General features: G+C 47.7%; 19 protein-coding genes. 16 read left to right on the forward strand and 3 right to left on the reverse strand.

What is annotated here, in order from left to right:
- Positions 1-103 precede the first annotated feature (103 nt).
- The 12 genes from EGM68_RS04245 to EGM68_RS04300 all read left to right on the forward strand — a co-directional run bounded on the left by EGM68_RS04245 (position 104) and on the right by EGM68_RS04300 (position 12,421).
- Positions 104-427 carry a hypothetical protein gene (locus EGM68_RS04245; RefSeq protein WP_025677477.1) on the forward strand — a complete coding sequence of 108 codons (324 nt, stop codon included), beginning with the start codon at positions 104-106 and terminating at the stop codon, positions 425-427.
- 139 nt (positions 428-566) lie between these two features.
- Positions 567-1,568 carry a UV DNA damage repair endonuclease UvsE gene (uvsE, locus tag EGM68_RS04250; RefSeq protein ID WP_058710703.1) on the forward strand — a complete coding sequence of 334 codons (1,002 nt, stop codon included), beginning with the start codon at positions 567-569 and terminating at the stop codon, positions 1,566-1,568.
- A gap of 173 nt (positions 1,569-1,741) precedes the next feature.
- Positions 1,742-2,608, forward strand: coding sequence for an inositol monophosphatase family protein (locus EGM68_RS04255; RefSeq protein ID WP_017428433.1), 867 nt, complete (start codon positions 1,742-1,744; stop codon positions 2,606-2,608).
- Between the two features lie 36 nt (positions 2,609-2,644).
- Positions 2,645-2,887, forward strand: a complete 243-nt coding sequence (locus EGM68_RS04260) for a hypothetical protein (RefSeq protein WP_013369430.1) — start codon at positions 2,645-2,647, stop codon at positions 2,885-2,887.
- 166 nt (positions 2,888-3,053) lie between these two features.
- Positions 3,054-4,784, forward strand: a complete 1,731-nt coding sequence (locus tag EGM68_RS04265) for a sensor histidine kinase (RefSeq protein ID WP_225683772.1) — start codon at positions 3,054-3,056, stop codon at positions 4,782-4,784.
- Positions 4,762-6,321 (forward strand): response regulator transcription factor, encoded by a 1,560-nt coding sequence (locus EGM68_RS04270; RefSeq protein ID WP_013369432.1) that lies wholly within the window; start codon positions 4,762-4,764, stop codon positions 6,319-6,321. The genes EGM68_RS04265 and EGM68_RS04270 overlap by 23 nt, the downstream gene beginning before the upstream one ends.
- A 174-nt stretch (positions 6,322-6,495) precedes the next feature.
- Positions 6,496-7,788: an ABC transporter substrate-binding protein gene (locus EGM68_RS04275; protein WP_129548699.1), complete on the forward strand. Its 1,293-nt coding sequence runs from the start codon at positions 6,496-6,498 to the stop codon at positions 7,786-7,788.
- A 187-nt stretch (positions 7,789-7,975) separates the two neighbouring features.
- Positions 7,976-8,884: a carbohydrate ABC transporter permease gene (locus EGM68_RS04280; protein ID WP_013369434.1), complete on the forward strand. Its 909-nt coding sequence runs from the start codon at positions 7,976-7,978 to the stop codon at positions 8,882-8,884.
- Positions 8,885-8,889: 5 nt separating this feature from the next.
- Positions 8,890-9,729 (forward strand): carbohydrate ABC transporter permease, encoded by an 840-nt coding sequence (locus EGM68_RS04285; protein WP_013369435.1) that lies wholly within the window; start codon positions 8,890-8,892, stop codon positions 9,727-9,729.
- An 18-nt stretch (positions 9,730-9,747) separates the two neighbouring features.
- Positions 9,748-10,860 (forward strand): rhamnogalacturonan acetylesterase, encoded by a 1,113-nt coding sequence (locus tag EGM68_RS04290; protein ID WP_129548700.1) that lies wholly within the window; start codon positions 9,748-9,750, stop codon positions 10,858-10,860.
- 73 nt (positions 10,861-10,933) lie between these two features.
- On the forward strand, positions 10,934-11,968 hold the full coding sequence (locus EGM68_RS04295) for a glycoside hydrolase family 88/105 protein (protein WP_129550289.1): 1,035 nt from the start codon (positions 10,934-10,936) through the stop codon (positions 11,966-11,968).
- A 51-nt stretch (positions 11,969-12,019) separates the two neighbouring features.
- Positions 12,020-12,421 (forward strand): sensory rhodopsin transducer, encoded by a 402-nt coding sequence (locus tag EGM68_RS04300; protein ID WP_013369438.1) that lies wholly within the window; start codon positions 12,020-12,022, stop codon positions 12,419-12,421.
- Between the two features lie 104 nt (positions 12,422-12,525).
- Here the strand turns inward: EGM68_RS04300 and EGM68_RS04305 are convergent, their stop codons facing one another.
- The 3 genes from EGM68_RS04305 to EGM68_RS04315 form a co-directional block, all read right to left on the reverse strand.
- Positions 12,526-13,476 (reverse strand): DMT family transporter, encoded by a 951-nt coding sequence (locus tag EGM68_RS04305; protein WP_129548701.1) that lies wholly within the window; start codon positions 13,474-13,476, stop codon positions 12,526-12,528.
- 206 nt (positions 13,477-13,682) lie between these two features.
- Positions 13,683-14,999 carry a glutamate-1-semialdehyde 2,1-aminomutase gene (locus tag EGM68_RS04310; RefSeq protein ID WP_017428424.1) on the reverse strand — a complete coding sequence of 439 codons (1,317 nt, stop codon included), beginning with the start codon at positions 14,997-14,999 and terminating at the stop codon, positions 13,683-13,685.
- An 82-nt stretch (positions 15,000-15,081) separates the two neighbouring features.
- Complete coding sequence (locus EGM68_RS04315) at positions 15,082-16,203, reverse strand: LCP family protein (RefSeq protein ID WP_025677493.1); 1,122 nt, start codon at positions 16,201-16,203, stop codon at positions 15,082-15,084.
- Between the two features lie 103 nt (positions 16,204-16,306).
- Between EGM68_RS04315 and EGM68_RS04320 the strand changes: the two genes are divergently transcribed.
- From EGM68_RS04320 to bcp, 4 genes are read left to right on the forward strand one after another with little or no spacing between them, the layout of a single operon-like run.
- On the forward strand, positions 16,307-17,347 hold the full coding sequence (locus EGM68_RS04320) for an ABC transporter ATP-binding protein (protein ID WP_013369442.1): 1,041 nt from the start codon (positions 16,307-16,309) through the stop codon (positions 17,345-17,347).
- Positions 17,340-18,134, forward strand: a complete 795-nt coding sequence (locus tag EGM68_RS04325) for an ABC transporter permease (protein ID WP_013369443.1) — start codon at positions 17,340-17,342, stop codon at positions 18,132-18,134. The genes EGM68_RS04320 and EGM68_RS04325 overlap by 8 nt, the downstream gene beginning before the upstream one ends.
- A 4-nt stretch (positions 18,135-18,138) precedes the next feature.
- Complete coding sequence (locus EGM68_RS04330) at positions 18,139-18,927, forward strand: ABC transporter permease (RefSeq protein ID WP_129548702.1); 789 nt, start codon at positions 18,139-18,141, stop codon at positions 18,925-18,927.
- A gap of 42 nt (positions 18,928-18,969) precedes the next feature.
- Positions 18,970-19,446 carry a thioredoxin-dependent thiol peroxidase gene (bcp, locus tag EGM68_RS04335; RefSeq protein WP_013369445.1) on the forward strand — a complete coding sequence of 159 codons (477 nt, stop codon included), beginning with the start codon at positions 18,970-18,972 and terminating at the stop codon, positions 19,444-19,446.
- Positions 19,447-19,463 lie beyond the last annotated feature (17 nt).

The raw sequence follows: 19,463 nt of genomic DNA on the forward strand, positions 1-19,463 counted from the left end.
CGAAAAAAATGAAGGGGAGCTGATCACTCTCCTTTTTGTTCATATATATTGATGTACTTGAGCATTTTACCAAACCCTTAATTATGAAAGGTGGCGGCTAGACATGGGCTTTCAAACTGAATTTAACTCGGTGTGCAAATTCAAGAGCGAACAAGAACTTTATGAACTGCTGGAATATGGACGTGGCAAAATGGTTAAATCCGGACTGCGTGTTTTTCCGACAGGACAGAAGGTCATCGCATACAGCGTGGACAACGTGGCAGTAGCCATCGTTCAGATTGTGGGCTGTATCGCCGAAATCAATTTCCAAGGTGACGAAGTGACCGAGGTAGAAATGACTCTCATTCGTAAGCTGAATGAAGAGGAATCAAGAATTCAGACCGCATTGGCGGATGAAATGTTTTTTGGAGTACAGCAGCAATCCTAGCTGTTTGTTTCTTACAGTTTTGTGCAATACACCGAATCAGCAGGTGCTTTTCCGGGTATGATCAGTAGAAAAGGGGTTTAGGTCACAGAATGAAAGCGGCCTTGCCATCTACTGCGAACTGCTGAAAGGAAGGACATCTATGATCGTAAGGTTCGGATATGTTGCCATGTCAGTCACCGTGCAAAATGCATCCCCTTCTAAAACTATGACCATGGCCAGCTTTAACAAGATCGGAGACCGAGAAGCGGCGATCCGCAAGCTAGAACGGATTGCAGCCGAAAATCTCCATAATACATTGAGGCTGCTGCGTCATAATCGTGCGAGTGATATTCAGGTCTATCGTTTCTCATCCAAGCTGATTCCGCTTGCGACCCATCAGGATCTGCGGGACTGGGACCCGTTTGAGGCGCTTGCCGCTGATTTTGCAGAGGTGGGGGACTATGTCAAGGCGAATAAGATGAGGGTATCGTTTCACCCCGATCATTTTACAGTGCTCAGCACTCCCCGTCCTGAAGTGTTACAGAGCTCCATTAATGATCTGAAGTACCACGTGGCGATGCTGGAGGCCATGGGACTTGGTGCCGAAGCCAAGAACAACATTCATATTGGTGGTGCCTACGGAGATAAGGTGACCTCAGGTCAGCGTTTTGTAGAGCAAGTGAATGCCCTGGATCTTTCATTAAGACAACGGTTAACATTGGAAAATGATGATAAAACGTTCAATGCGGTGGAAACACTGGAAGCTTGCAAAATAACGGGCTTGCCGATGGTTCTCGATATTCATCATCAATGGGTCAATAACGAGGGGGAAAAGCCGTGGGAGCTATGGCCGGAAATATTGGAGACCTGGAAAGGGGAATTGGCTCAAGCCGGATCTTCTACTGATCATCCATTGCCGCCCAAAATTCATGCCTCCAGTCCTAAAAGTGAAAAAGACCCTCGTGGTCATGCAGACGGTGTTCTGGTGGAGCCGTTGCTGACCTTTCTGCGTAATATTGCTGGATATACGGATCGGATTGATGTCATGCTTGAAGCCAAACTTAAGGATGAAGCATTGTTCGGATTAATGAATGAACTGCGTCTTCAGGAAGATAACGGGGTCAAAGTGTTGGATGGGGCTTCCATAGAAATTACGCCTTAAAAAGTAGTATTTTGCGGATAAAGCTTCCATATGGAGAAACTTTATGAAGCTTATTGTGTATACTAGAATGTGTAAACTAGCAAACTTGTACTGAAACAGAGATGGTTAAGAGACTGTCTGCAGGGCAGATTCGTAAACCACGTAACAATGATATAGAAAGTAGAGTGAACACGTTGAACGAACATGAAAACGAAAAGGTTCCCTATATCGTATCAGGAAAAAGCTATACGGCCGTGGCTATTAATGCGGCATCCAAAGCCGGGGAATGGATTAAGAGCAGACTGGGCACTGTTGAACAATTGAATACCAAGCAATCTTCGACCGATCTAGTAACCGAGGTAGATAAAGGTGCAGAACAGATGATTCGCAGACTCATCCTCACCCATTTTCCCGATCATGCCATTTTGGGTGAAGAAGGGGTAGAGCCGGGAGCTGAAGCTTCAGCCCGAGCATTAGAGGCTGCCCGTGAAGAGGAATATTTATGGATCATTGATCCGGTAGACGGCACTACCAATTTCGTGCACAGTCTGCCGTACTACAGTGTGTCTATTGCCTTGGCTCATCGTGGAGAGGTAATTGTCGGTGTAATTTATGATCCGTCCCGCGATGAAATGTTTGTAGCGGAAAAGGGAAAAGGCGCATACGTCCACGGAAATCGTATGCAAGCATCGAAAGAAGAAACGCTGGGAGATAGTCTGGTGTGCATCGGCTTCCCGCCGGATCGTACGTATGCACAACCGTTGAATATGAAAATTACGCAGGTTCTTACACCTCAAGTACGGGGCATTCGGGCGCTCGGCTCGGCAGCCTTGCATTTGGCTTATGTGGCGTCGGGACGTTTGTCCGCTTATTGCGAAATCGGTTTGAATGCCTGGGATGTGGCCGCGGGTGCTTTGTTGGTACAGGAATCAGGAGGCACCATTACGAACACATTAGGCCAACCTTATGACCTGAGTGTACGGCATGTTGTAGCTACGAATACAGCTATTCATTCTCAACTTATTCAAGTGCTGAAAGAAGCGGACGCAACCGGGTTATAATACTACGTAACCATCATCCTGAAGGAGGAAATCGCGATGAGCCAATCCGAAGAATTGGAACGCCAGCTCAGTGAACTGCTGACGGAAGGCGAAATTCGTGAGAATGAGGCCAAAAAACGGGAACGACTCAGCCCCAAATATGAGGTGCGGGTTCAGACTCAAATGGACCCTATTGTCGAAGAGACGCGAAAATACCGGAGTATGGCACGTGAACTTGATGACCGATATGACGAATATATGAGCAAGGCGGACAAATCGAAAGCAAACGATCAACGCTAAGCAAACCCAAATACCTCTTGCCGAATGACCAAGGCATGGGGTATTTTGTATAATATATAGAGTTTTCTCCATTTTGAGCTGGACCGTGCAGGATGAGCGAAGGAGGCGACATGTACTGATTACCTATTTTAAGAGCGCTTACAAAAATGCTGGAATCCATCATAAGATGGTACTGCTGATTACGGTGCTCATGCTGGTTAATTTTGCGGTTGTTGCAGTCATACTTAAATACGTATTTCATATTTATGATAATCAAATGTACAAAAAGACATCCGAGGTACTCAATATTTCTTCAATTGGCATTGAAAATGAACTGAAGGATGTTGAAAAGGTTACTTTTAAGGTAATAACGGACGAGCAGCTTCAGCGTTATTTGCTCCAGTTGGAAAAGGAAACGTCACCTTATGTCAAAATGGTACTGCGCAAAAAAATAACGAATAGGCTTATTGCCTTTGCCGGCTCTGAAACCTATGTCTATTCTATGATGGTAATCGACAAAGAGGGACAGGTGATGAGTGCGGGCAACCGCGAAGGTATCCCCCAAGAGCTTCGATCCACCCTGTCGGAGTTGGCAGACGAATATGACGGCTCCCATGCATGGTATGCGGCAGGCCATTCCTCCTTGCTGGCAGCACGGCAATTCAAATCTTTTACCGATTCCAATTTTACGCTGAACGGGCTTGGAACGCTTGCGATTCGTGTGCGAATTGACCGGATTGTAGCGGATCGTGTGCAGACCTCCGGCCGTGACGGACAGTTAATGATTACAGACGGAAGACGGATGATCTATCCCGAAACACCGCTTTTGAGTGAGAGCGATATTCAGGCAGAGCTTGGGCGGAAGCAGCCTTACGGGATCGCGACCTATACAGGCGGGACCTTTTTTGCTGCTCAAATCAAATCCTCTTATACGGGCTGGACGTATTTACATATGACTCCCTTTGATGATATGTTTCGCAGTATTACGATAATCAAAGAAATTGTAAGCGCTATTTTTGTCATTATGCTCCTTATTGCATTGGCGCTAGGAGCTAGGCTGTCGGGCAGCATTACGCAACCGATCGTTCAGTTGATCCAGAACATGCGTAAAATAGAAAAAGGCGATCTCGACCGTCTGGAAGAGGAAGCGCTTGGAGCGGTCCCCCTTTCCACACAGGATGAGGTAGGCTTACTACATCGGACGTATAAGAAGATGATCCGCCGTATCCGTGAGCTTATTAATGAGAATGTTGCCAAGCAGCTACTGCTGCGGGAAACAGAGCTAAAGGCGCTTCAGGCACAGATAAATCCACATTTTTTATACAATACATTAGAGTCTGTGAACTGGCTCGCCAAGGCCAATAAACAGGATCGGATTTCAGAAATGGTGGAAGCCCTTGCTTTTTTATTACGCAGCGCGGTCAGTTTTGAAGAACAGCTGATTCCGCTTCAAAAAGAGCTGGATATCGTGAGAAGCTACGTAACGATCCAAAAAACACGTTTTGATGAACGTCTCGTTTTCCATCTCGATGTCCCGGAAGAATTGATGGACGCGCAAATTCCGAAGCTAACACTTCAGCCCTTGGTGGAGAATGCAATCCATTATGCGCTGGAGCCGCGTATTGAACCGTGTCGGATCACGATTGTGGTCAGAGAAAGCGAAGGGGCGCTGTTCCTGCGGGTTGAAGATGACGGACCTGGAATGACCCCGGATTTCTTGGAAAAGCTGCGGAGCGGACAGATCACCACCCGTGGGCGGGGGATTGGACTTGCGAATATTCAAGAACGGATTAGCCTGACATTTGGTACACCTTGGGGGATAGAGCTGCATAGCGAGTCAGGAGCAGGAACGTCAATTCATGTCTGTATTCCATATGTGAAAGGGGATCAGGGTCGTGTACAAGGTGCTACTGGTTGATGATGAGCGTATGATTTTGGAAGGCATATCACAGGTGGTCGATTGGGGCAAGGCAGGAACAAGGCTGGTAGGTACGGCGCGTAATGGAATTGAGGCATACGATCAGATCCAGGCGAGTCCGCCTGATTTTGTGATCAGCGATATTTCTATGCCAGGACTGGACGGTATCGGACTCGTTGCCAAAACGACGGAGCATTTTCCAGACGTTCGGTTTATTCTGTTGTCAGGTTACAAAGATTTTGACTATGCCTGTCGGGCTATGCAATACGGGGTGAAGCACTACTTGCTGAAGCCCTGCAACGAGCGGCAAATTCATGACGCTCTGACAGAGTTGGGACAGGAGCGAGAGGAACAGGAAGAACGCAAGCAGTTTGTGAACCGGATGAAGCTTGATTTTCAGCGTATGTTGCCGCATGTGAAGGAGCATTTTTTGAAGGAGTTTATTTCCTATAAAACTTACGGCAGCCGTGATATCGCTTTTTATGAGCGTTTGTTCGGTCTGGAGTTGCAAGATAAGCAGGTTCGAATGCTGCTGCTGCGGGTGGAGGAGTCCCACGAGCCGGAGCATTTGTTTGCTTTGCAAAATATAGCAGGGGATTTAATGGATCATGTCTTGCTCAGTACGACTATGCAAGGGCAGCTGCTAATTGTGCTGGAGAGTGAGGATGACACATCTCGATTTATGAAACAGATTGAAGCGGTACGTACGACATTTCACCGCTTTTATAAGCTGGAGGTGACCGTCGCAGTTAGCGAGTCGGATAGCATGCAGCATTCGCGGGGGATGTACCGGGAGACTTTGCATTGTATGAATCACCGCTTTTACACCGGAGAGGGGAGTCTCATTACGAAGGAGGATTTGGCGGCTGAGGACACCCGGGAGATGGCAGATTTGGAGCTGGACGAGGAGAAGTTCGGTCTGCTGATCAAGGCTGGAAATAGGGAGGAGGTTGCGCAGGAAGTGGATCGGCTGTTCGGCATCCTGTCCCGTATGAAGCTGGAAATCTCCGTAACCCGTTCCTATGTGCTACAGCTCTATGCTGCCATGATCCGTATATGTCCTGAAGAAGAGCGTGCGGCGTTCACGAGCCGAATGGTCGTGCTGGCAGAGCAAAAAACACTGGCATGTCTCAAATCTTTTGTACAGGAAGCTGCCGAACGAATGACCGCAATTTATTATAAAAGCAATGTATACCGCCAATCTTCCACGGTGGATAAAATGATCACAATTATTGAGCAAAATTATAGAAAATCCGATCTTTCACTGAACGGAGTGGCGGGGCAAATGCTCTATATGAATTCCGACTACTTAGGGAAAATTTTCAAAAAAGTGACGGGCGAAAACTTTTCGCACTACGTCAATCGTTACCGGATCGAACGTGCGGCTGAGCATATTCGGGAGACGGGGGACGTAAAGGTGTTTGAGCTGGCCGAATGGTTCGGCTTCGGCGGGAATGCGCAATATTTTAGCCAGGTGTTCAAAAAATGGGCAGGTATGACACCGTCCGAGTACATTAAATCATACGAACGGGGATGAGCTGCTGAGTCCCTCTGTTTTTTGAACCTTTGAAATCGGATTTGTGTATTCCAATGTTTCTCTGCATTTGGGAAAATAACTACAGGAGCAAATGTAAACGCTATCAAAATTGCGTAAGTACATTGTTACTTGTAATAAGGCTCCTTTCTAGAACAGCGAAAAGGGGAGAGATAGGTGGGCAAAAAGGGATGGTTTCTGATCATAGCGATGCTGCTCGTTTTGACGACGGCATGTAGTGGAGCAGACGGTGGAGGCAATTCGGGCACAAGTGCAGACGGGAAAGTAAAGTTGCGGATCGCTTGGTGGGGATCGGATACGCGCCACGAATATACGCAGAAGGTTATCGATTTGTATAAGCAAAAAAATCCGAATGTGACGATTGATGTGGAATATGCCTCTTTTGATGACTACTGGAAGAAGCTCGCCCCGCAGGCGGCAGCAAACCAACTGCCGGATATCGTACAGATGGACATTTCGTATATTAGCCAATATGCGAAGAACGGCCAACTGGAGGATATGGCGCCTTACTTGAATCAGAAAATCCAAGTCGCTGATGTGAACGAAAATGTACTCAAAACCGGGATCATTGCCGGAAAGCAATATGGTATTCCAACAGGTGTCAATGTGCTAGGCTTCCAATATGATCCGGCATTGCTCAAAAAAGCGGGCATAGACAAAATTCCTGACGACTGGACATGGGATCAATACAAAGAGCTGGCTTTGAAGGCAGCCTCTAATAAAGTTTACTTTGACAGCTCAATGGCTGCGGATATTTTCTTCCACTACTATTTGCGGACACATGGAAAGTCTCTCTACAATACGGAAGGAACAGGATTGGGGTATGACGACGATAAGCTGCTTGTTGATTTCTTCGGCGGTTTAGCTGAGCTAATTAAGAAGGGGGCGACACCAACTCCTGAAGTCATGAACCAAACCAAGGGAATTCTTGAGGAATCGGATATCGTTAAAGGAACAGGCATCGGCATTTGGCAGTGGTCCAATCAATATGTAGGCTTACAACAGGTCGTTAATCGGCCAATGGCGCTTGCTCCGATGTTTGGACCGAATATGGAAAAAGGTGTGTATATGCAGCCTACAATGTACTGGGCAGTGGCTTCCCGTTCACAGGTGAAGGATGAGGCCGCCAAGTTTATTGATTTCTGGATGAATGATGTAGAAGCGAATAAATTAATCAAAGGCGAACGCGGCGTACCGATTTCTGCCAAAATCAAAGAAGCTGTAGCGCCGGAGTTGAGCGAGGCAACGAAGCAGGTGTTTGAATTTGTGGCTTCCATGGAGCCTAAGGCTTCTCCAATGAGCCCGCCGCCGCCGGTTGGATCGCCGGAAGTGATTGCTACTCTGACCGATTATATTGAGCAAGTCAATTTCGGACAGATGACGCCTGAAGACGCAGCGGTCAAATTCCGGGCTGATGCGAATACCATCCTTGCGAATAACAAGCAGTAATAATGCAGGGTTGAAGGAACGTTTCGTTAGGTTAACCGTGCGTAGGGCCAAGCATGATTGCGCACGGTTGATCCGACGAACCCATCGTAGAGGCAACCTTTGTAGATATCACAACAAAATTCATATAACAACGATTGATATATATTTAAATTTGCTAATTTTTAAAATGCAACAGAAGGGAGGCTTGATGAGCTTGCGAAATCATCAGAGCTTGAAAGCCAATATGACCGGATATGCGTTTATCAGCCCGTTTATTGTGGGCTTTCTGGCATTTACATTAATTCCAATGTTTATTTCGCTGTATCTATCCTTTACCAGCTACAATCTGTTCACCCCGCCCAAATGGATTGGTCTGGGTAACTTCGAAAAAATGTTCACAGGCGATCCTAAATACTGGAATTCGATCCGAGTCACGTTTACGTATGTATTGGTCGGTGTACCATTGCGACTGATTTTCGCGTTGTTTGTGGCGATGATTTTGAATACCAAGTCACGCATGGTGGGCACCTATCGGACGATGTACTATCTGCCTTCTATTATCGGGGGGAGCGTTGCAGTATCCATCATGTGGCGCAATATTTTCAGTAATGAGGGCATTGTTAACAGCTTGCTTTCGGCCTTGGGGGCAACCCCGGTGAAATGGTTTGGTGATCCGAATGCTTCGCTAATGATGCTAATCACCTTGTCTGTATGGCAATTTGGTTCATCCATGCTTATTTTTCTGGCAGGACTGAAAAACATTCCGCATGAAATGTACGAGGCATCCAGTGTAGATGGCGCTACGCCAGTACGGAAATTTTTCAGTATTACGCTGCCGCTGCTAAGTCCGATCATTTTATTTAACTTGATTATGCAGACGATCAGCGCGTTTATGACCTTCGTTCCGGCCTATGTTATCTCCAAGGGTGAGGGTGGTCCAATGGATGGAACGATGCTGCATTCACTGTATCTGTTCCGGCAGGCGTTTATGTTCAGCAATATGGGATATGCGGCGGCTATGGCTTGGGTCATGCTCATTATGATAGCGATACTGACAGCGATTTTATTTATGACATCCAAATTCTGGGTGTTCTATGAAACGGAAAAGGGGCGCTGATACCAATGGCATGGAAAACGTTCAAATGGCCAATTTATCACATTCTGGTTGCTGCACTGGCGCTCCTGATGCTGTATCCCGTGTTCTGGATGCTGTTCAGCTCATTTAAAGAAAGTCGGACGATATTCGTCACAGCCTCCTCGCTTTTCCCTACAGAATGGATTTGGCAAAACTATGTAACAGGCTGGAAAGGCACGACGGGTTATAACTTCGGCACATATATTCTAAATTCGCTCACGATCGTAGTGATTTCCACGATTGGCGCTGTGCTTTCCTCCTCATTGATCGCATTTGGCTTCGCACGCTTGAAATTCAAAGGGCGTAACTTGTGGTTTGCTCTGATGATGGTGACGCTGATGCTGCCAGGGGATGTAGTGCTGGTACCGCAATATATCATTTTCACCAAGCTTGGATGGATCAATACAATCTTACCGTTGGTAGTACCATCCTTTTTCGGGATGCCGTTCTTCATCTTTCTGATGGTGCAGTTTATACGCACGATTCCAGCAGAGTTGGATGAAGCGGCGACGATTGATGGATGCGGCAAGTTCCGATTGTATTTTCGAATTATTTTACCCTTGCTCAAATCCTCGCTGGCTACGGCGGCCATCTTCTCTTTCTACTGGAAGTGGGAGGATCTATTAGGTCCGGTATTGTATCTGAACTCTCCAGAGAAATATACCGTATCGATTGCACTCAAAATGTTTCTCGATAGCGAGTCAGCCTCTAACTGGGGAGGAATGTTCGCGATGTCTATCTTAAGCCTGCTACCTGTTATCGCTGTATTCTTCGCTTTCCAAAAGCAAATTGTTGAAGGAATGAGCACGAGTGGCCTGAAGGGTTAAGACGGAGGAGTGAGTAAAATGTGGAAATTTGACTTTGGTCCGGGAGAGCCTGCGGATGGCTACAAGGCAGTGTCCCCGGATTGCATATATACAGCTGAACAGGGCTATGGCTTCGAGACTACAGAGCATGTGTACGAGCGACAAAGGCAGAATCCAGCCAAAGATGCACGCACACGGCTGCGAAACAGCTTTTGTATTCCACTGAACGCTTCGTTTATTGCAGATGTGCCAGACGGGCTGTATCTCGTCACTATACTGGTCGGCGATCCACTGGCGGAAACGCTCACGCGATTCCAGGCTGGCGAGGGCAAGCATATGCTGCCCCCGGTACACACGCTGCCGGGCCAGTTCACGGAAGCGATGTTTACGGTGCCTGTCCGAGGCGGCAGACTGCGCCTCACCGTATCTGGCACTGCGCCACGGCTCAATGCTCTGGAAATTGCACCCGCACTGCAGAGTCTTCGGCTATTCCTAGCCGGAGACTCTACGGTTACGGATCAAGGGCTGTCCGGCTATCCTTATACAGGCTGGGGTCAGGCTTTGCCAGCCCTGTTCAAGCATGATGTCTGCGTGGATAATCACGCTGTATCGGGACGAAGCTCCAAAAGCTTCGTGGACGAGGGACGTCTGGACGCTATTTTGGGAGAAATGAAGACAGGAGACTTCCTGTTCATCCAGTTCGGTCATAATGATCAGAAGCCTGATCCGAAGCGGGCCACGGAGCCTTTTACGACCTACAAGGAGCATTTGCGCCTATATACCGACGGAGCGAGAAGCAAGGGCGGAACCCCGTTGCTGATTACGCCTGTACATCGTCGCTATTTTAACGAGGATGGTACGCTGTCCGATACACATGGCGACTATATAACGGCGGTTCGCGAGTTGGCGGAAGAAGCGAACGTGCCGTTCATTGATTTGTCTGCCCGCACGCAGGAGTTATATGAAGAGCTGGGCCCTGAAGAAAGCAAGGAGCTTTTTATGTGGCTGCTGCCTGGGGAATACATGAACTTTTCCGGCGGCCTGGAGGATAATACGCATTTTCATGAGAATGGTGCGATCCGGATTGCAAATATGGTGACGGCGGCTGTGAAGGAACTGGATTTGCAACCGCTGCGCATGTACTTACGTTGACGGATGACCTTTTTTGGAACAGGTGGCAAGGAGGGCAACTAACGTGAAGCTTACCAAAGGAGGAGACGTAGCAATGCCCGCATTGAGTTTTGATGAGGAACAGATTAAACAGGTGATTGGCCGGGTAGTGGAACGCACGTTTCAAATGCACTATAGCTGGGATTGGCCGGGTGGAGTAGCCTTTTATGGAGTATGCGAGGCCTATGAAGCAACAGGCAATGAAAAGTATTTGACCAAGCTGAAAGAATGGGTTGACGAGAATATCGAGGATGGACTTCCGCCTCTGTCGGTAAACGGCGTTTCTGTTGGACATTGTTTGTTGACACTACATCAGGCTACAGGTGAGCAAAAATACCTGGATATCGCCATCGAGATGGCAGAATTTTTGGTCAAAAAGGCTGAGCGGTTTGCCGACGGCATTTTCCAGCATACCGTGAATTCACTACATGATGTATTTCCGCAGCAAGCATGGGTGGATACGATGTTTATGGCCGGTTATTATTTACTGCGGATCGGGCATTTGCTGGGCATCAAGACATATTGGGAGGATGGAATCCGGCAATATCACGGGCATGAAGAATTTTTGCAGGACCCGGATACAAATTTGTATTATCACGGCTGGGATCATGCGAACCAAAGCCGCATGTCGGGAATATACTGGGCGCGCGGCAATTCATGGGCAGCCCTCACGATGGCCAAGGCGCTGAAATGTGTGGAGGTCCAGCATCCATCTTATATGATCATCGACGGCTCGCTGCGTGACCAGCTCAATGCACTAGTGCAGCTGCAATCCCCAGAAGGACTATGGCATACAGTGCTGAATGATGATACCTCTTATCTGGAAACCTCCGGCTCGGCAGGGATTGCGACTGCTTTGCTTATGCAGGGCCGATTGTTTAACAAATATACGCAAAAGGCGATCGACGGTATCCTTTCCCGCATTAAAGAGGATGGCACAGTGACTGGCGTATCCGCTGGAACTGCTGTAATGAACGATATAGATGGCTATCGCAACGTACCCTACAAACGCATTCAGGGATGGGGCCAGGGATTGACGCTTGCTTTTCTGGCTCAACTGCTGCGTACCAAAGAGAACCCATACGGGTAAAAAAGGCTTTAGAGGTGTGAAGGTATTCATAGCTGAAAGGAGGCCATTGGCATGGGAAAACCTGAACAGTCTCAGGAAAAGGCGGCTAACCAGCCGCGAGGAAGTTTATTCTGGGTCATCCCCGATGGATATATTCCACCGGAAAGCCGGGGAGAGCTGCTCAGTCATGAGAGTATATGTGTGCTGAACTGTGGAAACCGTGCGGCAAAGCTGAGCATAGACATTTATTTTGAAGACCGTGAGCCGTTGGAGGGAATGATTGAGGTGGTGGAAGGAAGACGAACCCGCCATATCCGAACAGCCTCGCTGGAAAAGTCCGGCGAACGGATTCCGCCAGGTATTCCTTACGCAATTACGGTCACTAGCGACGTGCCTATCATTGTACAATATAGCAGACTGGACACGACACAGCCGGAGCTGGCGTTAATGAGTGTCATGGCGTATCCGGTCTAGTCCACGAAAACGATGAAGTTAAACAAGAAAACTCCAGGCTGGAATGACCCAGCTTGGAGTTTTCTTTTTTGAAGGCAAATTAACACCTGTCTGCTTTTAGCCCATTATTGTGATTTAGCCGAAGTTGTTTTGATCGGCGTGAAGCTTTTTCTTCCTCCGAAATTGGTGCCCACCACACCGATAATGATCACCACAGCACCAATAATGTGATAGTAGGCAAGCTGCTCCTTCAAAATATAAGCACCCGCTATCATGGAAATAAGGGTGGATAAATTACCGATCACACTCATTTTGGAGGCTTCGATCCACTTCAAGGCAAAGCTGGACAACAGCGAGGTGACGAGGGTAGATAGTATGCCTAGATAAGCCAGTGCCATCCAATAATCAGGCTTTACCAGCGGCGCAGTATAAGCCTTCATGGAACCGTCTATGGCATGATACCCCAAGGCCGCCAAGTTAAAAACGATACATCCCAAAATGGAGGTAACGTAGGTCAGTTCCATCGGACTGTACTTTTGTGTTAATGGACGAGCCAGTACGTTATAGCCTGATAGGCATATAGCAGAGAGCACGAGCAGAAAAATACCGCCAAAGCTATTGGAAGCTAACGGTGCTCCGCTCTTCATCACAAATATAAAAACGACACCAAAGACAGATAGCAGTAAGGATATCTTTTGAAGCACTGTTGTGCGCTCTTTAAGAAAATAGGAGGCTAGCAGAAGCGTAAAGATCGGAACGGTAGCTTGAATAATTCCGCCCTCCGATGAAGAAGTACTCATCAGCCCGAACGCTTGCAAGGGGAAAAACAGTAAAGGTGAAAGCAGTGCCAATGGTAAAATGCGCAGCATATCACGCAACTTGATATTGATTTTGATCCAACCAAGCAGTACTGGAATGGTCAGAGCGATCAATGACAACGCAAAGCGGTGGGCGATCACATCCAGCGGGCTTGCCTCTGTCACCGTCAATTTTACAAATAAAAATGAAAAGCCAAGTATAGCTGCATAGCTGAGAGCTGCCAGATAGGCGCCCCCATTTTTGGAACGACTGTGCATAATAACCTCCGTAATCATGATCTCAACTTGTGGTTCTCTCAATATAACCGGATGGAGTAACCAGACACAATTCATAAAATCTGCAACTGTACGGGTACAGTTATGAAATGAAAAAGAGCCAGAACGCAGTCCCAGAGGTCGGATACCCGTCCCTAAGATTACTTCCAGCTCTCATCCTATTCATATTTTATCGCTTACTGCTCTGCTTATTTACCTTGTGACATCGCACGGAACGAATCGTCCGCCGCTTCCAGCGTGGCATCCACATCTTCGTCCGTATGCGCTGTTGTGAGGAACCAGGCTTCGAACTTGGATGGAGCCAGATGAATACCGCGATCCAGCATGTGACGGAAGAAGGATGCGAACGCTTCGCTATCCGTATCCTGCGCCTGCGCGTAATTCGTGATCGGATGATCACAGAAATGCGTCGAGAACGCTCCACGAATGCGGTTGATCGTCAATGGCACGCCGTAACGATCAGCGGAAGACTGAATACCGTCCGTCAGTCTCACAGCCAGACGTTCCATCTCTTCATACACGCCTTCCCCTTGAAGAACTTCAAGGCAGGCGATGCCTGACGAGATCGAAGCCGGGTTGCCCGCCATTGTACCTGCCTGATAGGCTGGGCCGAGTGGGGCAACCTGCTCCATGATCTGCTTGCTACCGCCGTATGCACCAATCGGCAGACCGCCGCCCATGATTTTGCCCAGTGCGGTCAAATCCGGCTGAATCGCATCATGGTTGTCCAAACCTGCATACGTTTGGGTTGAGCCGTAGTGGAAACGGAAGGCGGTAATGACCTCGTCATAAATGACGAGGGAGCCATTCGCCCGCGCCATCGAGCACAGCCCTTCCAGATAACCCGGCTGCGGCATCACCATGCCGAAATTACCGACAATCGGCTCTACCATGACTGCCGCAACATCGTCGCTCCAGCGCTCCAAAGCTTGGCGCAACGCGTCAAGGTCATTGAATGGCACAGTAATGACCTCGCTCGCAATGTTGGTTGTAATGCCTGCGCTGTCAGGTATGCCCAGTGTAGAAGGGCCGGAGCCTGCGGCTACAAGTACCAGATCCGAGTGACCGTGGTAGCAGCCGGCAAATTTGATGATCTTGTTCCGCCCAGTATAGGCCCGTGCCACACGAATCGTCGTCATGACCGCTTCTGTGCCGGAATTCACAAACCGAACTTTATCCATAGAAGGAATGGCCTCTTTTAGCATCTTGGCCAGTTTGATTTCCAAGGCCGTCGAGGTTCCATACAATACGCCATTCGCCGCCGCTTCGCTGATGGCCTTGGTAATATGGGGGTGAGCATGTCCGGTAATAATAGGGCCGTAGGCCGCCAAATAGTCGATATACTTATTGCCATCCTCGTCCCAGAAATGAGCGCCTTGGGCGCGTTTCATGAATACTGGAGCGCCGCCGCCTACAGCTTTAAAGGAGCGTGAAGGGCTGTTAACGCCCCCGACAATATGCTCCAGGGCTTCTTTATATAGTGCTTCGGAGTTATCCCGTTTCATCATCAAAACTTCCTTTCCGTTCATTAAAATAGGGTATACACACGCCAAAGGGCAGCGTTCACGGCTGCCCCTGCATACATCATTATAGCTCTTTTTGTCCTGTCTTTGTTGCTGATTGTGTGGAAGCATCCTCATTACTGGTTTTACTGCCCCCTGTAAAGGAGGCTTTATCCGTCTTGGAAGACGATGCACTATCTGGCTGTTTCGTTTCGTTCTGATCCTTATTTTGTTCCTGTGTTTGTGTGGGAGGATTATTAAATATATCCTGCACATATGATTTCAGTTCTTCGGGATCGCGGACGGTAAGAACTGCCGCGCCGCCCACATTTTCTTCTCCAAGCAGCTTCATCGGTGGAACCTGTTCGCTGCCTGCAAAGCTGCTTTGGTACCCTACATTCGCCAGCTTCCACATATCGTTAACACTGAGATTCGTATCAATGTAGGGGTTAACCTGCTCTAAAATGCTTGGCAGATTAGCAATGGAAGTTGTGGTCTGCATTTTCTGGGCTACGGCCTCCAAAAACGCCCGTTGCCGTCCGGAACGGGAGAAGTCGGACATGGCATCATGGCGGAACCGCACATATTGAAGCGCCGTGTTGCCGTCCAGATGCTGCATACCCTTTTTCAAATCAATATCGTATTCATGCTTATCCGCATTACTTGTATAATGCATATCCTTTTCCACTTCAAAATCAATGCCGCCTACAGCGTCCACCAGTTTGATAAAGCCTTGGAAATCCGTATACACATAATATTGCACTGGGATGCCCAATAGATCGCCAGCCGTCTTCATGGCTGTATTGGGGCCATGAGTAATGGCAGTATTGATTCGATTTTTTCCGTAGCCGGGAATATCGACGTACGTATCACGCAAAATAGAGAATAGGTGGATTTTTTTCTTCACGGGGTCCAGTGATACGACCATCATGCTATCCGATCGGGGGACTTCCCCTTTCTGGATGCCACGGCCATCGACACCCATCAGCAAAATGTTGACCATATCGGTACCTTCCCACTTGGGCGGTTCTGGTGTACGAACCTGATCGACCTGCTTTACATTTTTGAAGGGGGAGTTAGCACCCTCTTTATGCAGATTATCCAGCTGATTATAAATGGATGTAAAATAGTACACGGCAAAGCCGACAATCGCGACGATTACCACGGCTAGAACCGACCATATCGTCCTTTTGGTTCTGCTTGTCATGGATGCTCTCCCTTTCGCTTTTCAGTTCATTACATTATAATTTCTTTTTGGAGCACAATCAATTTAACTATGGATTTTACAAATCCTGATTGAGAGGTATAGTATGCTAGCAATTGATGTGCAGGATCTGCGCAAAACATTTAAGGTTCAAAAAAACCGCGAGGGCTTAAAAGGTGCCTTCCTTGATTTATTCGCCCGCGAATACAACGAGGTAGCCGCGGTCAAAGATATATCCTTCCGTATTCCGCAAGGGGAAATATGCGGTTATATTGGTGAGAACGGTGCCGGAAAGTCCACCACGATTAAGATGTTGACAGGTATTCTAGTGCCGACATCGGGACATCTCAAGGTGGGAGGATATGTCCCTTATGAGGATCGCGAGAAATTTGTAGGTAACATTGGCGTTGTTTTCGGTCAGCGCAGCCAGCTTTGGTGGGACATCGGTGTGATCGAGTCTTTTCAACTGCTGCGCAAAGTATATCAGGTTCCGGCCACAGACTTCAAACGTAGGCTGGATGAGCTGGTAGAGAGGCTGCAATTGCAGGATCTGCTAAGTCGCCCGGTACGCAAGCTTAGCCTTGGACAACGGATGCGTTGTGAGTTGGTAGCTGCTTTGCTGCACAATCCGTCCATTGTTTTTCTGGACGAGCCGACCATTGGACTTGATATTATGGTGAAGTCCGAAATTCGCGAGTTTTTGAAGGACATGAACCGTGAACACGGGACCACTATTTTGCTGACAACCCATGATTTGCAGGATATTGAAGCGCTGTGCTCGCGCGTCATTATGTTGGATGATGGGAATATCATTTATGATGGTGGACTGGATGATCTCAAGGATCGTTGGGGGACAGGAAGGGAAGTACGGTTTCAATTTGGTACGACGACACAGCTGGAGCAATTGCAGGCATGGACAGCCGATATGCCGCTGACGTGGACCATGGATAACGATTTGGCTGCCAAGGTGTGGATTCCTCTTCATATTAATGTATCGGATGTACTAGCTAACGTAGTTGGTCGCACGGACATTACGGATATCAAAATCATTGAAACCAACACGGATGATATCGTCCGCAGTATCTATCAGTCTGGCTCGGCAGAACGCCAGGGCAATCCGATAGTGGAGGCCAAAGTTCATGCTTAGCGTATATACCGATTTTATTCGTATTCGATTCCTCACCATGCTTGCTTATCGTGTGAACTATTATTCAGGCATACTTATTTATTCCATGAATATTGGCGTGTATTATTTCACATACAAAGCGATATATGGTGATGCGGGTAGTATTGGAGGCTTTACTGCTGCTCAGATGACAACCTATGTAGCCGTATCGTGGATGGCGAGAGCCTTTTATTTTAACAATCTAGATCGCGAAATATCGACGGATATTCGGGATGGAAGCATTGCTATTCAGATGATCCGACCTTATAACTATGTACTTGTTAAGTTTATGCAGGGGCTCGGCGAGGGGATGTTTCGCTTCCTCTTGTTTATGATTCCGGGCATGGCGATTGCGATGCTGTTGTTTCCCGTAAAGCTTCCTAGTGACCCGGTAGCCTGGATTGGTTTTCTGGTCATGCTGTTTTTCAGCTTTCTGATCAATACTCAGATTAATATCATTACAGGATTGACGGCCTTTTTTATTGAAAATAACGAGGGCATGATGCGCATGAAGCGCGTAGTCGTAGACCTGTTCTCGGGGTTGATCTTGCCAATCAGTTTGTTTCCGGGCTGGCTGGCGACAGTTTCCCAATGGATGCCGTTTCAGGCAATTACTTATTTGCCGGGCTCTGTATTTACGGGACGTGTAAAAGGCGTTGGCATATGGAATGTGCTGGGTATCCAAATCATTTGGCTAGTCGTTCTGCTCGTGCCCATGATCATCATTTGGCGGCTGGCGCGCAGACGTCTGTTCGTGCAGGGAGGGTAAGCCGATGATGTACTATTTGGGTCTCATTAGCGAATATTTGAAGAATTACATGAAGTCACGGCTCACCTATCGTGCTGATTTTTGGGTAGAAGTCATTTCGGATCTACTCTTTCAGGCCACGAATCTTATTTTTATTTTAGTTATTTTTATGCATACGGACAGCTTGGGTGGCTGGAGTGAAAGTGAAGTTGTGTTCGTTTATGGATTTTTTATGGTTCCTTACGGGCTTTTTAGTTGTTTCGTTAACCTCTGGAACTTTAGCGAGCGTTATATTGTAAAAGGTGAACTCGATCGGGTAATGACCCGTCCTGCGTATAATCTGTTCCAGATTTTCCTTGAAAATGTGGACCCGCCCGCGCTGGTTGGCTCAGTGATCGGTCTGATTATTATGGGGATCAGCGGCGCACAGATGGATTTGGCTATGGAGTGGTGGTTCGTACCGGCGCTGATCGTTTTGAGTCTAAGTGCCGTGGCGATCTATACGGGCATATACACCATATTGACTTCTCTTTCATTCTTTTCGGATGCGCCCACAGGAATTATTCCGCTTATGTACAATATTCAGGGCTACGGACGTTATCCGGTAACGATCTATAACCGTGCCATTCAGGTTGTGCTGACTTGGATACTCCCTTTTGCTTTTGTCGGTGTATACCCGGCTTCCCTGTTCCTTCAACGAGAGGACATGCGCCATATGGCGCTCTTAACTCCTGTGATGGGAATTGTTTTTCTGACATTGGGCTTACTGGCTTGGAACTGGGGGATTCGGCGTTACCGGGGGGCTGGCTCATAGGGTGGATGATATAAGAACCCCTACAAGATAGGAGATGATAAGATGTCCACGACATTGACCGTTATTGGACAAGCTGCACCAGACTTTGAATTGCCTGGTAGTGAGGGCAAGAGTGTCAAGCTGTCGGATTATCGCGGCAGTAGAGTATTGTTGTATTTTTATCCCAAGGACTTAACCTCTAGCTGCTCGACCCAGGCTTGTGATTTTCGGGATAAACATGCGGAGTTTGAAGGTTTGAACACCGTGATTCTGGGCATAAGCCCCGATCCACTTAAGCAGCATGACAAGTTTATTGCCAAGTACGGTCTACCTTTTCAGTTGTTATCTGATGAAGAGCATCAGGTGGCTGAAACATATGGTGTATGGCAGCAAAAACAGATGTACGGCAAGCAGTACATGGGCATTGTTCGCTCTACGTTCCTTATTGATGAGAATGGCATTTTAGTTCATGAATGGCGCGGTTTAAGAGTAAAAGGGCATATTGATGCAGCACTGGCATACATTCAGGACATGGCATAAGTTATGAAAAAAACCTT

The organism is Paenibacillus sp. M-152 (genome assembly GCF_003856555.1).
Classification (GTDB): Bacteria; Bacillota; Bacilli; order Paenibacillales; family Paenibacillaceae; genus Paenibacillus; species Paenibacillus polymyxa_C.

Bases quoted from the DNA above. Each gene is read 5' to 3' on its own strand.
- EGM68_RS04245 (WP_025677477.1), top strand. From the start codon at position 104: ATGGGCTTTCAAACTGAATTTAACTCGGTGTGCAAATTCAAGAGCGAA.
- EGM68_RS04280 (WP_013369434.1), top strand. From the start codon at position 7,976: ATGAGCTTGCGAAATCATCAGAGCTTGAAAGCCAATATGACCGGATAT.
- EGM68_RS04285 (WP_013369435.1), top strand. From the start codon at position 8,890: ATGGCATGGAAAACGTTCAAATGGCCAATTTATCACATTCTGGTTGCT.
- EGM68_RS04315 (WP_025677493.1), bottom strand. From the start codon at position 16,203: ATGACAAGCAGAACCAAAAGGACGATATGGTCGGTTCTAGCCGTGGTA.
- EGM68_RS04265 (WP_225683772.1), top strand. From the start codon at position 3,054: ATGGTACTGCTGATTACGGTGCTCATGCTGGTTAATTTTGCGGTTGTT.
- EGM68_RS04310 (WP_017428424.1), bottom strand. From the start codon at position 14,999: ATGAAACGGGATAACTCCGAAGCACTATATAAAGAAGCCCTGGAGCAT.
- EGM68_RS04300 (WP_013369438.1), top strand. From the start codon at position 12,020: ATGGGAAAACCTGAACAGTCTCAGGAAAAGGCGGCTAACCAGCCGCGA.
- EGM68_RS04320 (WP_013369442.1), top strand. From the start codon at position 16,307: ATGCTAGCAATTGATGTGCAGGATCTGCGCAAAACATTTAAGGTTCAA.
- EGM68_RS04260 (WP_013369430.1), top strand. From the start codon at position 2,645: ATGAGCCAATCCGAAGAATTGGAACGCCAGCTCAGTGAACTGCTGACG.
- uvsE (WP_058710703.1), top strand. From the start codon at position 567: ATGATCGTAAGGTTCGGATATGTTGCCATGTCAGTCACCGTGCAAAAT.
- EGM68_RS04295 (WP_129550289.1), top strand. From the start codon at position 10,934: ATGCCCGCATTGAGTTTTGATGAGGAACAGATTAAACAGGTGATTGGC.
- bcp (WP_013369445.1), top strand. From the start codon at position 18,970: ATGTCCACGACATTGACCGTTATTGGACAAGCTGCACCAGACTTTGAA.
- EGM68_RS04330 (WP_129548702.1), top strand. From the start codon at position 18,139: ATGATGTACTATTTGGGTCTCATTAGCGAATATTTGAAGAATTACATG.
- EGM68_RS04305 (WP_129548701.1), bottom strand. From the start codon at position 13,476: ATGCACAGTCGTTCCAAAAATGGGGGCGCCTATCTGGCAGCTCTCAGC.
- EGM68_RS04325 (WP_013369443.1), top strand. From the start codon at position 17,340: ATGCTTAGCGTATATACCGATTTTATTCGTATTCGATTCCTCACCATG.
- EGM68_RS04290 (WP_129548700.1), top strand. From the start codon at position 9,748: ATGTGGAAATTTGACTTTGGTCCGGGAGAGCCTGCGGATGGCTACAAG.